Below are 15,175 nucleotides of genomic sequence, written 5' to 3'. Positions count from 1 at the left end.
CACCGGCCGCGCCCGCCTGGCGGCTGCGCAGTCGTTTTGATAGCTGCTCTAAGCCACAACATGACCGGCACGCCGCATTGCACGGCGTGCCGGTCAGTGCTTCAACGGTCGATCACTGCCCGATGTGCTGCTTCAACCAGCTATTGACGGTGTCATGCCACAGCACGCTGTTGTCCGGTTTGAGCACCCAGTGGTTCTCGTCCGGGAAATACAGGAACTTGGAGTCGATGCCCTTGCGCTGCAGCGCGGTGAACGCGGCCAGGCCCTGCTCGACCGGGATGCGGAAATCCTGCTGGCCATGGATCACCAGCATCGGCACCTTCCACTTGTCCACGTGCAGCACCGGGTTGAACTTCTCGTAGCCTGCGGGGTTCTGCCACGGCGTGCCGCCGTTTTCCCACTCGCTGAACCACAATTCCTCGGTGGCATAGCCCATGGTGCGGTTGTCGAAGACGCCATCGTGGTCGACGAGGCACTTCCACGGTTGGTTCCAGTTCCCTGCCATCCAATAGACCATGTAGCCGCCGTAGCTGGCACCCAGCGCACAGGCCTTGTCACCGTTGAGGAAGCCGTACTGCTTCTGCGCAGCCGACCAACCCTTTTGCAGGTCCTCCAGCGGGCGGTCGCCCCAATGCTGGCTGATCGCGTCGGTGAAGTCCTGGCCGTAACCGGTGGAGCCGTGGAAGTCGATCATCACCACCGCATAGCCTTGGCCAGCGTAGGTCTGCGGATTCCAGCGGTTGCTCCAGCCATTGCCGAAACTGCCCTGCGGGCCGCCGTGGATCAGGAACGCCACCGGATAGGTCTTGCCTTCCTGATAGTTGTACGGCTTGACCACGTAGCCATGCACGGTGTCGTTGTTCCAGCCCTTGAACTGGAACTGCTCGTAGTCGCCGAACTGCACGTCGGGCAGCAATTCGCCGGCGCTCTGGGTGATCGCACGCAGGCCCTGGCCTTGCACGTCGCTGACAAATACCTGGTCGCCGCTCTTCAACGAATTGCGTGTAAACGCCAACGTGTTGCCGGCAAGCGTCGGCGCATGCACGCTGCCCTCGCCCACCACCTTGGTGGCGTCACCGCTGGCAATGTCGACCTTGAACAAGGGGTGCTCGCCCAGATCGTCGGCGCTGGTGTAGAGGCTGCTGCCATCGTCGCTCAGCACGATCTCGCCCGCCGAGCGGTCCCACTTCGGTGCAATCTCGCGGGTCTTGCCGCTGGCCAGATCCATCGCCATCAGGCCGAAACGGTCGGCTTCGAAACCGGGACGCTTCATGGCGCGGTAGTACAGCGTCTTGCCGTCGGCACTGAACACCGGGCCGGCATCCCAGGCGGGATTGGCGGCGGTGAGATTGACCGGCGCGGACTTGCCGGCCGCATCCAGGCGATACAGGTCGAAGTTGGTCTGCCACGCTTCGTCGTTGCCGGTGGCCTTGCCTTGCGCAGCCGTCTTGCCGGCGCCCGGACCATGCGGCTGCGGGATGCGCACGCTGGCCACCACGCTGGCGCCATCGGGCGACCAGGCGTAATCGTCATTGCCGCCGAACGGCTTGGACGGTGCATCGCCGGCCAGCGTGGCGCTGATCGCCGAGGCACCTGCCACGGCCTTCGCACCGGCCGCAGGCAGCTCGGCGACGAACAACGTGTTGCGACGGCCATCGTTCCAGGTGTCCCAATGGCGCACGAACAACTGGTCGTACACCACACCGCTGGCCTTGGCGTTCTTGAGATCGGCCAGCTTCTTCTTGGTGCAGCCCAGGTCCGAGCCGCAGTCCTGGAACACGCCCGCACTGAAGGCAAGGCGCTTGCCATCCGGCGAGAGCTTGTAGCTGTCCAGGTCCACCGCAAACGCGGTGAGTTGCTGCGGGGTGCCGCCGGCCAGCGGCTGCGCGTACAGCTGCTGGGTGCCGGACTTGCTGCTGAGGAAGTACACCGTCTTGCCATCCGGCGACAGCGCCGGGCTGTTGACGTTCCAGCCTTCCGGTGTGAGCCGCTTGGGCGGCGCCAGATCGCGGGTGCGCAGATTGCGCATCCACAGGCTGGTGGCGGCCTTGCCATTGGCGGTCTTGGCCTGGCGCTTGGCGAATACCACCACGCTGCCATCGGGCGTGAGCGTCGGCGAGGACACGCGGTCCAGCGCCACCATGTCGCGCACATCGAAACCGCGCGCGGCGGCCAGCATGGGCAAGGCAGTCAACAGGCACAGGGGCAATACGGCAGTACGAAGCTTCATGGGAGTTCCGGCAACGGCAAAACGTCGATGGTAGGCGTTGCTGCGGCGCACGCGCAAAGACTTGCGCTTGCGCCTGCCTGCGTGGTCGCGTGGGCCTCGCCTCGTGCATGGAATTGCGCGCATCAGCGCTGTGGCTAGAAGCAAAGGCGCGTGCTGTCGCACGCGCATGGCTGTTGCGCGTGGCGGTGCTTGGCGGCTGGGTCATGCGGCTAGCAAGCTGATGGCAGCAGCGAGGCACGCTTGACGCGTGCACGCTGCATTGGGCAGGTGATTGCAACAGTCGCCGCTACGTGGAGAAAGGCTTCCCCTGCGGCAGCACCCGCTCAACGTTGCTCAAGCATCAGCAGTGACCGGCATGCCACGTACGGATGTTGCGAGGCGCCAGTCGACCTGGCGCCTCGCAACTTTGGCCATGCTTGCAACGCGGTGGCACGTGCGCCAACTCACCCTGCCTGGCCCATCACACGCATCAGAAGCGGTGCGCCAACCCCACATACACCTGCGCATCCGGGGTGCGGTCGTTGAGGCCGAAATTGGCGCCCACGTCCAGTTGCAACAGCGGGTTGATCAGATACGCCGCGGCGATGTCGGCCGAATACTGCTCGATGGTTTCGGCGGGGTCGCGATTGATCGAGGACCACACTTCCACCGCCATCGACAGCTTCGGTGTCAGCGGGCGGGCCAGGTTGATCGCATTGATCACCGCGATGTGATTGCCGCTGCCATCGCTGTCGGCCAGCCAGTCGACCTCCGGGCCGAAGGTCAACGAGAAGCTGTTGGGCAAGGCGAAATTGATCGGCAGCGCGATGCCGCCTTCCCACTCGTCGTTGCCCAGACCGGTGCGCGCGGTGGGCGCCTTGACGAACGGCAGCACCGCGACGGTGGCGGTATCGCTCTCGTAAAAGCGCGCCTTCATGCGCAGATAGATGTCGCCACCGCCGCTCAGGCTGCTGCGTGCGCCGGTGGCACGATCGGTGGTCTTGACCTGCAGCTGCGGCGCCCAGTTGAGCTGCAGATCGATGCGGTCGCTGACGCCGTACTTGAGCGTGGGATTGGTGAACACCGAGGTTTCGGTGCGCGTGCCGGGCTGGCTGTCGCGGGTGTAGCTGCCGATGTCGGTTTCCAGCTGCCAGGCGCCGGTCGGCACGGTACAGGTGGAATTGGCCTTGGTCGGCCGATCGGTGCACAGCGGTGCTTCGGTGGCGTCTTGCGCCTGCGCTTGCGTGGCCAGGCCGCACAGCACGCCGGCCAGGGCGATGGCCAGCACAGGGGTGCGCGCTGCGCGGGACGAGGAACGGGAAATAACAGTCAGCATTGCAGTAACTCCATGGCAGAGCGCTGGATCGATGACACGACAAACCAGCAGTGAGTGGGCGGGGGTGCGCGTGGAGAGGTGGATCGACTGCACGACGCCGGAATCGCGGCGTCTGCTCGATCCTATCGAACTGTCGAGCTCGCCAGGCAAAAAGCGACCGCAACCGCACATTGGAAGAGGCGCAGTGTGATTGGGCTAACGTTTTTGTCGGCAGCAGCGGCGGCGCGATGGCCTATGGCGCGAAGATCAGCGGGGTCGATCGAGGCATGCGGCAGCCGTAACGCATCATCCGTGCGGGAGACGGCACGATACGGAGCGGTGGCATAAAGGCGCTATGCATGCGCGCTGGGCCTGGCATAAAGCCGGCGCAAAGACAGGTCGCAGACGAGGACGCGCCGTCAGGAACGCTCGATGCGGTCTGCGGCGGCGGTACGTGGAGATGGTGCAGAGGGCAGCGGCATGCGCTGCAGGCAGGTCGCCTTGCGCGCCTGCCAGGACGGCGCATGCATCGCATGCGCCGTGTGTGTCGCTGACTCAGGCGGCTTTTTCGCCGCGCTTGCCGACGCGATAGAGCAGCCAGCCTACCAGGGCCAGGATCGCCAGGCCAACCCACTGATTGAGTTGCAAAGCAGCCGGCAGTGCCAGCACATCGGCGCGGCTGGACAGCACGATCGGCACCGCAATGGCGATGCCCATCAAGGCTTCGCCGGTGATCAGGCCGGCGGCGAACAGCACGCCCGGACGATGCACGCGGTCACGGCCGTCTTCGTCGTCGGCACGGATGTTGTGGAAGCGCTCCACCAGATGCGCGATCAGGCCACCGAGGAAGATCGGCACCATCAGTTCCAGCGGCAGGTAGATACCGATCGCCGCGGCCAAGACCGGCACGCGGAAGCGCTTGCCGGTTTTCTTCAACCATTCGTCGAGCGCAATGATGGCCGCGCCGACGCCGGCACCGATGGCGATCATGCTCCACGGCAACTGGCCGCCAAACAGGCCTTTGGCCACCGAGGCCATCAAGGTGGCCTGCGGCGCGCCCAGCGAGTTGGGATGCTGCGGCGTGGCCGGGCCGATGCCGTAGGCCTGGGCAAGCAGGTTCAGCACCGGCGCCATGATCAATGCGCACGAGAACGCACCGATGCCCAGCATCAGCTGCTGCTTCCACGGCGTGGCGCCGACCAGATAACCGGCCTTGAGATCCTGCAGGTTGTCGCCGCCCACCGCCGCCGCGCAGCACACCACCGCGCCGATCATGATCGCGGCCACCGCGCCCAACGGTGCGGCGCCGATGCCTACCGGCACCAGCCCGCTCTTGCCCAGCAGCAACACCAGCACCGCCGAGGCGAACAGGATGGTGGAAATGGTGATGCCCGACACCGGGTTATTGGACGAGCCGATCAGGCCGGCCAGGTAGCCGGACACCGACACGAACAGGAAGCCGGCCACGATCATGATGATGGTCATCGGGATCGACACGTGCCACTGCTGCACGATGGCCTGGTACAGGCCCAGCAGCGGCAAGGTGCACAGCACCAGCGCCACCAGCATCCACTTCATCGGCAGATCGCGCTCGGTTTCGGCAACTACGCCGCCACCGCTTTTACGCGCAGCGGCAAAACCGCTCTTGATGCCGGAGAACAGCGACTTGCGCAGCGAGAACAGCGTCCACACGCCGCCGATCAGCATCGCGCCCACGCCCAGGTAGCGGATCTTCGCGCCCCAGATACCGAATGCGGCATCGGCTGCCGGCGCATTGACCAGGCTCTGTGCCAGCGCCGGGTCGCTGCCCATGAAGAACTGCTGGTACAGCGGGATGGCGATGTGCCAGGAGAGGATCGAGCCGGACAGCACCACGATGCCGACGTTCAAGCCGACGATGTAGCCCACGCCGAGCAAGGCCGGCGACAGGTTGGTACCCAGATAGCCGACCAGGCGGCTGCTGCCCAGGTAGGTGGCCTGCGCCCAGGTGTCGGGGATCACGCGCAGGCCGCTGGCCGCGCCCAGTTTGACCAGCGCGCCGATGGCACCGGAGATGGCCAGGATCTTCAGGCCCGGGCCGGGGTTCTCGCCGGCCTTGAGCACTTCGGCGGCGGCCTTGCCTTCGGGGAACGGCAGCGGGTCTTCGACGATCATCGAGCGCCGCAACGGCACCGAGAACAGCACGCCGAGCAGGCCGCCCATGCCGGCGATGCCGAGCACCCACCAGTACTTGAAGTCCGGCCAGTAGCCCATGATCACCAGCGCGGGGATGGTGAAGATCACCCCCGCCGCGATCGACGAGCCGGCCGAAGCGCCGGTCTGGACGATGTTGTTTTCCAGGATGGTGCCGCCACCGAGCAGGCGCAGCACGCCCATCGAGACAACCGCCGCCGGAATGGCGGTGGCAATGGTCAACCCGGCGAACAGGCCGAGATAGGCATTGGCGGCCGACAACACCACCGCCAGCACGATGGCCAGCACGACGGCACGGAAGGTGAGCTGGCGCGGCTGCGCGTCATGGCGCATTGGGCATTCCCCTGAGGCAAAAAATCCGCATCACGCTAGCGCCTGCAGCGGTTTCCGTCCAGCTGCGGCGCGGCGTGACAGTGTGCGGTCTGTGGCGGGTGGGAATGCAGGTGTGGGCGCAGCAAGCGTCCGGTGGGATGGGCCAAAGGCGATGCAGGCCATTGAGACTGAGCCGCGCCGATCCTGCCGCACACGACCGGCGGCGCACCTGCGCGCCGCCTGCGCTCTGCGGGAAAGCGGATGTGGACCATTCCAGACTCAGGCGGCGGTGCGTCATGCATCTGCGCATTGGGGCTGGCAAAGTACCGGCTCGTCGGGAGATGCAAATCGCAAGCAGTTGCGCAATGAACCGCTGCAGTTGCAAGAACGCAGCGGTTCACGCGGCAGCATCACCGGCGCGTGTCAGTGCAGCAATTCGGCAAACGCGCGGTCGGCTTCGATCACATCCGGCAAGGTGGCGAACAAGGCATCCAGATCGATGCTGTCCATCAACGGGCCGCGCGCGGCGGCAAGCGCGGCGGGAGTCGCTCCGCCGTGCGCGTGCAACGCATCGGAGACATGCACCGCCTGGGCAACCACCAAGGGCATCAGCGCACCATCAGGCGCAGCGGCCGGGCGCACCTGATACGCGATGGCATCCTGGATCACGACAGGCAAGTGCCAGCGGCGCACCAGTTCGGCGCCGACTTCCGGGTAGCCGAATCCCAAGTGCAGGGTTTCGTCCGCGGCATGACCTGCCGACGATGCGTCATGATTGATGCGGTTGGCGTATTCCGGTGCACCGGACTGGATCAGCAATTCGCCGATGTTATGCATCATGCCGCAGGTGAATGCGGTTTCCGGGTCAACACGGTGCTGCCGCGCCAGCAGACGGCAAATGCCTGCCACCTCGAAACTGCGGCGCCAGAAGGCCTTCAGATCGAAACCCGGACCCGCGCGAAATACCCCGGTCATCGCCGAGGCCAGTACCAAGGTGCGCAGCGTGTTGAAGCCGAGCCGCATCGCGGCATCCCCAACGCTGGTGGAATCGTTCAGCCCGTGGAAGCGCGCGGAATTGGCCAGACGCAGCACCTTGCCGGCAATCACCGGATCACGTTCGATGGTGTGCGCCAAGGTGTCGATGTTGGTGTCTGGATTATCGAACTGGCGAATCAGGTCCTGCGCCACCTTGGGCACAGTGGGCAAGGTATGTAACTGGTCGAACAGAACCTCCAACTTCATGGTCGCCTCATTGATAGGAAGTGGAACGGCTACAGACCTCACCAGCGCGCAGCAGCAAGGCGGCGGGCACGACCTGAGTGTACGTCGCCGTGGATGTCAATTCCGAGCAGCAGTCGCCGGCCTGGTGCCGTCATTGCCACAAGCAGGCGCGGCCGCACGCGGGGTTGATGTGCCTGATGCGAACCACATGCCAGCGGCGCAGCGCATGCCCAACAATCACATCGCTGCCGTCAATGAAAATCCCGCGACGGCAGCTGCATCTCGCCGAGCAGGTCGCTGAGGTCGTAGAGGTCGCCGGCGATGAGGTGCTCCACGCCGTCCACGCGTTCCCAGCGGCCGCGCACCGCCAGCAGGCGGGATTCCAGCAAGGCGCGGCGGCGGCGCATGGCCAGGTGCGACCACACGATGACGTTGATCATGCCGTGCTCGTCTTCCAGGGTGACGAAGATGGTGCCCTTGGCGGTGGCCGGGCGTTGCCGCTGTGTGACCAGCCCGGCCACATGCACGCCGCTGCCATGCCTGCGCGCCTGTAGCTCGCGCAGGCCCAGGATGCGCCGCTGCAGCATCTGCGGGCGCAGCAGTGCCATCGGATGCTGGCGCAGGCTCAGGCCCACCGCGCGGTAGTCGGCCAGGATCTCTTCGCCGGCGCGCGGCGCAGGCAGTTCCACCGCGCGTTCGGCCGGGCTGCCGGGCAGCAGCGGCCGGCGCGCCTCCACGCCGGCCATGGCCCAGCGCGCGGCATTGCGATTGCCCACCATCGACTGCAACGCGCCGGCTTCGGCCAGGGCCAGGCGCGCCTTTTCATCGAGCGCCGCGCGCAGGCACAGGTCGCCGATGTCGGCAAATGGCCGCTGCGCGCGTGCGGCAACGATGCGCTCGACCACCTTCTCGGACAGGCCGCTCACCTGGCGCAATCCCAGCCGGATCGCCGGCTGCTCGCCGGGGTCGGCATCGCTGTGCCACGGCCGGCCGCCGACCAGGATGTTGTCCCAGTCGCTGTGCAACACATCCACCGGCAACACCTCCACACGCTGGCGCTCCGGGCTGCCGCGGCGCGCGTCCTGCACGATCTGGCTGACCGAATAGAACCCCATCGGCTGCGCGTTGAGTAGCCCGCAGGCAAAGGCCGCCGGTTCGTGCCGCTTGAGCCAGCAACTGGCGTACACCAGTTTGGCGAACGAGGCGGCGTGGCTTTGCGGGAATCCGTACGAACCGAAGCCTTTGATCTGCTCGAAGATCTGGTCGATGAATTCCGGCGCGTAGCCGCGCCCGGCCATCAGTTCGCGGATGCGTACGCGGTGCGGCTCCATGTCGCCGCCGCGCCGCCAGGCCGCCATCGACCGCCGCAACTGGTCGGCCTCGCTGTCGGTATAGCCGGCATGGATCACCAGCTCCATCACCTGCTCCTGAAACAGTGGAATGCCCAGCGTGCGTCCCAGAATTTCCTCAACGCCTGGCGAGGGGAAACTGACCGGCTCATAGCCCTGCCGCCGGCGCAGATACGGGTGCACCATGTCGCCCTGGATCGGGCCGGGCCGCACGATCGCCACTTCGATCACCAGGTCATAGAACTCCCGTGGCTTGAGCCGCGGCAGCATCGCCATCTGCGCACGTGATTCGATCTGGAACACGCCCACCGTATCGGCACGCTGGATCATCTTGTAGGTTGCGGCATCCTCGTGCGGCAGCGTGGCAATGGTGTAGTCGCGCCCGCGATGGCCGCGCACCAGATCCAGCGTCTTGCGGATGCAGGTCAGCATACCCAAGGCCAGGCAATCGACCTTGAGCAGCTTCATGGTTTCCAGATCGTCCTTGTCCCACTGGATGATGGTGCGATCGGCCATCGCCGCGTTTTCCACCGGCACCAGCATCGACAGCGGTTCGTCGGAGATCACGAATCCGCCTACGTGTTGCGACAGATGACGCGGGTGATCGCGCAGGTGCTCGGTGACTGCAAGAATCTTGTTGATCAGCGGGTTGGCCAGGTCGAACCCGGCTTCTGCGATGCGCTGTTCCATCGGCGTGTCACCATTGCCCCAGCCATAGCAATTGGCCAGCAGCGCGATCTGGTCCGGCGGCAGGCCGAAGGCTTTGGCGACATCACGCACCGCGCTCTTGCCGCGGTAGCAGATCACCGTGGCTGCCAGTGCAGCGCGTTCGCGGCCATATTTGGTGTAGACGTATTGCAGCACTTCTTCGCGCCGCTCGTGCTCGAAGTCCACGTCGATATCCGGCGGCTCGTCGCGCTCCTTGGACAGGAACCGCGCCATCAGCAACCGGGTCTCGCTCGGGTTGACCGCGGTGATGCCCAGCGCATAGCACACCGCCGAATTGGCCGAAGATCCACGCCCCTGGCACAGGATGCCCTGCGCCCGCGCGAAGCGCACCACATCCTGCACGGTGAGGAAAAACGCTTCATACCCCTTGTAGGCGATCAGCTCCAGCTCGCTGTCGATCTGCGCCACCACCTGGGCCGGTGCGCCCTCGGGCCAGCGCTCGCGCATGCCGGCTTCGGTGAGTTGGCGCAAATAGCTGGCCGGCGTATGGCCCTGCGGCACCAACTCGCGCGGATAGGTGTACTGCACCTTCGAAAGATCGAAGGTGCAGCGTTGCGCCAATTCCACCGACGCCTGCAACAACGCATGCGGATAGATGTTGCCCAGCGCACGCCGGGGGCGCAGATGCCGTTCGCCATTGCGAAACAGATGCGCGCCGCAGTCGGCCAATGGCAGCGTGTGGCGGATGGCGGTCAAGGTGTCCTGCACGATGCGGTCGCGCCGCTGCGCCATGTGCACATCGCCGCTGGCCAGCGCGCTCATGCCCAGCTGCTGGGCCAGCGCCTGCAGGGCCTGCAGGCGTGCGGCATCGTCCTGCTCACGATGCAATTCCACCGCCAGGAATGCGCGCTCTGCAAACACGCGCTGCAGCCACGCGCCCTGCTCGGCCTGCGGTTGATCACCAGGCAGCCACAGTGCAAAGACGCCCGGGATCACATCGCGAAAGTGCGCTTCCACCTCGGCACGCCCCAACCGGTACGCGCCCTTGCCTGCCGCACGCCGGCCGGTGGTGATCACACTGCACAGCTGCGGATAGCCGTGCGCGTTTTCCACAAGCAGCACGAAGCGCGTGCCATCGACCAGGGTGAACTCGCTGCCAACAATCAGCCGTACGCCGGTGGCGCGCGAAGCTTCCAGGCCACGCACGATGCCGGCCAGCGAGCATTCGTCGGTGATGGCCAATGCGCTGTAGCCGCAGTGGTGCGCACGCGCAAACAGCTGCTCGGCACTGGAGGCCCCACGCAGGAACGAAAAATCCGACAGGCAGTGCAGCTCGGCATACGCCGGCAGCGTATCGGCCACTGCGGCATGGGTGATGTCGTCGTTGGCCGCACGCAGCCGCGCGGCAACCGTCCAGCCGCGCGGCATGCGCCCGCCGGGCGTGTCGCGATCCACGCCATCGATGGCATCGTCCCAACTCATGGCTGGCTACACGTGGCGCCACGCTGCCACCACACAGGCCGGCACTGTGGCAGCAGATCACCAGGCAGCATCGATGGCGCAGTGGCGTGGCCGCGACCACGTTGCGAGCGCTGCTCGGGATGTGCATGCGCGGTTGCGTTGCTGGGTGCCGCCGGCCGTTGGACAAGCGTTTGCGGCGCAGTGGCCGCCGTTGGCTGCGGAGAGATAGCGCAGGCTGGCGTGATGCGCGCCAAGCGACCTGCCGTTTCGCAATGCTGACCGACGCGCGCATCCCCACGCACACGCCGTCTGGGCGCAGGCCATCTCATGCGAACCATCCGTGCAGCATCCAGCCATCGGTGCGGCCGGGCGATGCGAACACCCAGGCGCGCCGGCCACGCGAGGTTTCCACCACGTAATAATCGCGGCGCGCTTCGGCATCGTCCCACCAGCCGCTTTCCAGCCGTTCCGGGCCGGAAACGATGCGCAGATGCGGGTCGTGCAACGGCACCGGGAGCGGCATCAACCAGGTCGGCCGCGGCGGGCGCGGTGGTGCGGCGGCTTCGCGGATGTCATCGCCAATGGCCTTCTGCCAGGCGCGCTCCGGGCGCGGGTCATCTGCCGGCAGCACGCGGTACACCGCGTCGTCGCCCAGGCGTGCGCGCAGGCGTTCGCGCAGCTGCGGCCAGTCCACCGACTGCTGCGCACGTTGATCGAACAGGTCGCGCATGGCCGGCACGAACGGCGGCAACTGTTTGGCCAGCAGGCGCATCGCCACCACCGGCCGTGGGATCTCCACGCGCTCCAGGCGGTTGCGCGCCAACTCGAACAGCAGTGCCGGCGCACGCTCGGGCGTGAGCAGGCCCACGTCGACATCGGTGGCGCCTTCTTCGTGTTCCAGCCGCAACAGGAAACGCTGCACCCCGCCATCGCGGATCGACAGATAGGTGCATAGGTCACCGATCAGGCGGCGCAGCGGGAACAGCAGCGCCGGGTGTGTTTCCACCTCGTAGCCAAGCTCCACGCGCTGGTCGAAATGGTCTGGTGGCGCGTAGCACTCCAGCGGGTCGTCGGCCTGGCCGTAAAGGCGGTCCAGATGGTCGAGCAAGGCGCCGCCGAAGCGCCGCCGCACCCCTTCGCTGGGCAGCGCGCGCAACGCCGCCAATGTGCGCACGCCCATGTGCTGCAGGCGCTCGCCGGCATCGCCAGGCAACGCGGCACGGCGCACCGGCACCTTGTCGAGCAAGGCCTGCAGCGCGGGCAGCTGGGTCACTGCCATGCCGTCGCGCAAGCCGGCCAGCACGCGCGCGGCGCGCGGCGTTGGCGCCAAGGCCAGCCGGTGCTGAAAACCCAATGCCTGCAGTTCCTCACGCAGGCGGCGCTCGAAGCGCGGCCATGGCCCGAACAGGCGGAAGCTGGCACCCGCCTCCAGCACGATGGCACGCCCCCATTGCTGACTCACCAGCGAACTATGCCGGTAGGCCCAGGACGCGAGAAAGCGCTGGCAGCGCGCTTCGGCCTGCGGGTCGTAATCGCAGGTCTGCACCTCGGCCATCAACGCGTGCGCGGCCGACAGGCGCATGCCCGGCTTCAGGCCGGCCGCTGCCGCTGCGGCGTTGACCGCATGCAGGCTGCGCAGCTGCGCCGGCCCTTCCACCAGCGCCAACGGTGCCTGGGTGTCTTCGCGACGCCGCAGCACATCGTCCAGTGCCAGCTGCGGCAACAGAATGCAGGCCCACAACATGCGCGGCCCTCAATGCGCCAACCGCAACGGCTGCGACGGCACCTGGCCGCCGCGGCATTTGCGCACCTGCCAGGCGTCGCGCTCGGGCAGAAATTCCAGCCGCAACGCCGCCGGCGATGCATTCACCGCATGGCGACGATCGCGCAGTGCGAACGCGCAGCAGTTGCCGCTGTCAGCGGCCACCTGCAGGCGCCGCAGTGCGCGCGCATCGCCGGTCTGTGGCCAGCCCAGCACCGCCGCGCAAGCGCCGCTACGCAGGCATTGTTCGAAGGCCCATAGCGCGTCGCGCGGTTCTGCCTGCACGATCTCCAGCTGCTGCAAGGCCACCCCACCTGCCTGCCAGGCAGGCGCATACGGCACGTACGGCGGCGCTACCAGCACCACCCGGCTGCCGGCGCCGGTCATGCGCGCCAGTGTGGGCAGCAGCAATGCGATTTCGCCGATGCCGTGGGCAGGCAACAGCAGTTCGGTCAATGCGCGGCGCGGCCAGCCGCCGTCGGGAAGTACCGCATCCAGCGCGGCATGCCCGGTGGATTCGCCACCATTGGCGGTGGCCGTGCCGTGGCCGGCGCGCCAGACCGTGCGCGCCGCCAGCAAGGCATCCAACGGCATGGCCAGGGCGGCATTGCCGTGTTGCCGCAGCGGGACAGGCTCGCTCATCTCAGCCCTGCCGGATCAGGCCGCAGTACACGCCTTCGATCGCGAAGTCGGCATCGGCGGCCACCACGATCGGCGCATGCGCCGGATTGCGCGGCAACAGGCGGATGGCGTCGGCGCTGCGCTCCAGCCGCTTGATGGTGATCTCGCCATCCACGCGCGCCACCACGATCTGGCCATTGCGCGCGTCGCTGCTGCGCTGCACGCCGACCAGGTCGCCTTCCAGGATGCCGTCGTCGATCATCGAATCGCCCTGCACCTGCAGCAGGTAGTCCGGCCGCAGCGCGAACAGGCTGCGGTCCAGCCAGAGCTGCCGGTCCAGGCCGATGTCCGCACCGATCGGCACACCGGCCGCCACCCGGCCCAGCACGGGCAGCGCCAGCAGCGCATCCGGCCCCGCCCCACCCGGTACGCGGATGCCGCGCTTGCGGTTGGGCACCAGCGCGATCAACCCCGCCTCGGCCAGGGCCTGCACATGCTTTTGCGCCGCATTGCGCGAGGCGAACCCGAACGCCTGCGCGATCTCGGCCAGACTGGGTGCCAGGCCGGCCTGGGCCTGCTGCTGCAGGAACGCCAGCACGGCGGCGCGCTTGGGAGAAAGACTATCCATCGGGAAGACCAGCCACGGAACAAGGTGTACATTTGTACACCCAACCGTCGCAACAGGCGAGATCGCCGACCTGAGCCGCTCAGCTGCCGGACTGGTGTTGTGGCACGAGGGAGTTGTAACGCCTGTACTGGCACCAGGAGCGGGCCACGAACCTGCGCCGGACGACCGCTAAGGGCACGGCGCAGGTTCACCTTCAAGAAGCTTGGGCCGCTGGACATCGCGTGTGACCACGGCGCCCCGCCCTCTCGTCGGGGCGCACAAAGTGGCAGCAGAATCGATCAGCTCTCGCGTTTGCTCGCCGACCGCTTCCGCGTCGCCGCCGCTTTCTTGGCGGCCGCCTTGCGCACGCCAGGGCCCTTGGTCTTGGCGGCCTTTTTGGCCGCTGCCGAGCGGCTGCTGGAACTACGCTTGGCCGCTGCACTCTTGGCCTGCCGCGACAATGCCTGGGTGCCGGCAACCTGCTTGGCGGTGGTCTTCTTGCTGGCGGTCTTCAAGGCCTTCTTGGCGCCTGCCGACCGCGTGGGCGAGGTCTTCTTGGTGGCTTTCTTGGACGCCTGTTTCGTCGTCTTCTTGGTGGCTTTCTTGGTGGCCTTTTTCGCCGTCTTCTTGGTCGTTTTGCTGGCGGTCTTCTTTGCCGTCTTGGCGGTGGTCTTCTTGGCCGCCTTGCTGTCCTGCGCCGCCTTCTTCTTGGTGCGCTTGGACGCGCTCTTGGACGGCTTGGCATCCACGCCATCGCGGCGCGCCTTTGAAAGGCCAATCGCAATTGCCTGCTTGGTGCTCTTGGCACCATGCTTGCCTTCGCGCACGTGTTCGATTTCTTCTTTGACGTATTCGCCGGCCTGGGTACTGGCCGACTTGCCCTCGCGCTTGTCCTGGGCGGCCGCGCGACGCGTCTTGGCTTCTGGCATGGGGTGCTCCCGGTGCGTTGTGACGTGCCGATGTAAACAATCGCCACGTCAACACATGGTCGACAACGCACTCACTTGCTGTTGAACAACGTGCTGTCGAACAATGTGCCGTTGAACAGCAGGCCGTTGAACAACACGCTACCGGTCTGCATGCGTCGCGCTGCGTATCAGCCTTCGCCTGCCGGCAATGGTTCGCCCTGCGCATCGTAAGCCGGCGGGTGATAGAAGTTGACCGTCTTCAGCGGCGTGTCGCCGGTATTGCGAATCTCGTGCGCCTGGCCACGCTCGATCGCGATCAGGCTACCGGCTTGCAATGCCTGCGTGTGGCCATCCACGATGGCCTCGCCTGCGCCGTCCACCACGAACAGCCATTGGTCGGCGCCGCGATGGCGATTGTCCGGGCCACCTTCGCGATCACCCGGTGCAATCACCATTTCTGCCGCCTGCACCTGGCGCAGCGAAAATAGCACCTTGAATGCGTTGCTCAATTCCAGCGTTGCGTACTGCATGCGTGCGTCTCCTCATCG

Annotated in this window: 10 protein-coding genes; all 10 read right to left on the bottom strand. The window is 66.4% G+C overall.

The window, feature by feature from the left end:
- Positions 1–112: 112 nt before the first annotated feature.
- Complete coding sequence (locus QRM89_RS02795; protein ID WP_285447231.1) at positions 113–2,230, bottom strand: S9 family peptidase; 2,118 nt, start codon at positions 2,228–2,230, stop codon at positions 113–115.
- 469 nt (positions 2,231–2,699) lie between these two features.
- The gene (locus QRM89_RS02790; protein WP_050911649.1) at positions 2,700–3,545 is read right to left on the bottom strand and encodes a transporter; all 846 of its coding nucleotides are present in this window, start codon (positions 3,543–3,545) and stop codon (positions 2,700–2,702) included.
- A 534-nt stretch (positions 3,546–4,079) separates the two neighbouring features.
- Entirely contained in the window at positions 4,080–6,050 is a 1,971-nt protein-coding gene (locus tag QRM89_RS02785; RefSeq protein ID WP_042595098.1) for an oligopeptide transporter, OPT family, read from the bottom strand.
- Positions 6,051–6,452: 402 nt separating this feature from the next.
- Positions 6,453–7,271, bottom strand: coding sequence for an HDOD domain-containing protein (locus QRM89_RS02780; protein WP_228423703.1), 819 nt, complete (start codon positions 7,269–7,271; stop codon positions 6,453–6,455).
- 230 nt (positions 7,272–7,501) lie between these two features.
- A complete protein-coding gene (locus QRM89_RS02775; RefSeq protein ID WP_228417977.1) occupies positions 7,502–10,750 on the bottom strand; it encodes an error-prone DNA polymerase in 3,249 nt (1,082 codons plus the stop codon).
- A gap of 304 nt (positions 10,751–11,054) precedes the next feature.
- A complete protein-coding gene (locus QRM89_RS02770) occupies positions 11,055–12,473 on the bottom strand; it encodes a DNA polymerase Y family protein (RefSeq protein ID WP_070692280.1) in 1,419 nt (472 codons plus the stop codon).
- A gap of 9 nt (positions 12,474–12,482) precedes the next feature.
- Positions 12,483–13,133 (bottom strand): translesion DNA synthesis-associated protein ImuA, encoded by a 651-nt coding sequence (gene imuA, locus QRM89_RS02765; RefSeq protein ID WP_014506979.1) that lies wholly within the window; start codon positions 13,131–13,133, stop codon positions 12,483–12,485.
- A gap of 1 nt (position 13,134) precedes the next feature.
- Positions 13,135–13,740 carry a transcriptional repressor LexA gene (gene lexA / locus QRM89_RS02760; RefSeq protein WP_285447230.1) on the bottom strand — a complete coding sequence of 202 codons (606 nt, stop codon included), beginning with the start codon at positions 13,738–13,740 and terminating at the stop codon, positions 13,135–13,137.
- A gap of 278 nt (positions 13,741–14,018) precedes the next feature.
- Positions 14,019–14,648, bottom strand: coding sequence for a hypothetical protein (locus QRM89_RS02755; protein ID WP_042595093.1), 630 nt, complete (start codon positions 14,646–14,648; stop codon positions 14,019–14,021).
- Positions 14,649–14,815: 167 nt separating this feature from the next.
- Complete coding sequence (locus QRM89_RS02750) at positions 14,816–15,157, bottom strand: cupin domain-containing protein (RefSeq protein WP_115529990.1); 342 nt, start codon at positions 15,155–15,157, stop codon at positions 14,816–14,818.
- Positions 15,158–15,175 lie beyond the last annotated feature (18 nt).

Source organism: Xanthomonas sp. LMC-A-07, from assembly GCF_030208825.1.
In the GTDB taxonomy this organism is placed as follows: Bacteria; Pseudomonadota; Gammaproteobacteria; order Xanthomonadales; family Xanthomonadaceae; genus Xanthomonas; species Xanthomonas campestris.
The sequence above is the reverse complement of the archived record's forward strand: the minus strand, read 5'-3'. Positions and strand labels throughout refer to the sequence as shown.

What these genes read in the sequence shown, in the direction of transcription:
- QRM89_RS02785 (WP_042595098.1), bottom strand. Translation starts at nt 6,050, where the DNA reads ATGCGCCATGACGCGCAGCCGCGCCAGCTCACCTTCCGTGCCGTCGTG.
- QRM89_RS02755 (WP_042595093.1), bottom strand. Translation starts at nt 14,648, where the DNA reads ATGCCAGAAGCCAAGACGCGTCGCGCGGCCGCCCAGGACAAGCGCGAG.
- lexA (WP_285447230.1), bottom strand. Translation starts at nt 13,740, where the DNA reads ATGGATAGTCTTTCTCCCAAGCGCGCCGCCGTGCTGGCGTTCCTGCAG.
- QRM89_RS02770 (WP_070692280.1), bottom strand. Translation starts at nt 12,473, where the DNA reads ATGTTGTGGGCCTGCATTCTGTTGCCGCAGCTGGCACTGGACGATGTG.
- QRM89_RS02775 (WP_228417977.1), bottom strand. Translation starts at nt 10,750, where the DNA reads ATGAGTTGGGACGATGCCATCGATGGCGTGGATCGCGACACGCCCGGC.
- QRM89_RS02790 (WP_050911649.1), bottom strand. Translation starts at nt 3,545, where the DNA reads ATGCTGACTGTTATTTCCCGTTCCTCGTCCCGCGCAGCGCGCACCCCT.
- imuA (WP_014506979.1), bottom strand. Translation starts at nt 13,133, where the DNA reads ATGAGCGAGCCTGTCCCGCTGCGGCAACACGGCAATGCCGCCCTGGCC.
- QRM89_RS02750 (WP_115529990.1), bottom strand. Translation starts at nt 15,157, where the DNA reads ATGCAGTACGCAACGCTGGAATTGAGCAACGCATTCAAGGTGCTATTT.
- QRM89_RS02780 (WP_228423703.1), bottom strand. Translation starts at nt 7,271, where the DNA reads ATGAAGTTGGAGGTTCTGTTCGACCAGTTACATACCTTGCCCACTGTG.
- QRM89_RS02795 (WP_285447231.1), bottom strand. Translation starts at nt 2,230, where the DNA reads ATGAAGCTTCGTACTGCCGTATTGCCCCTGTGCCTGTTGACTGCCTTG.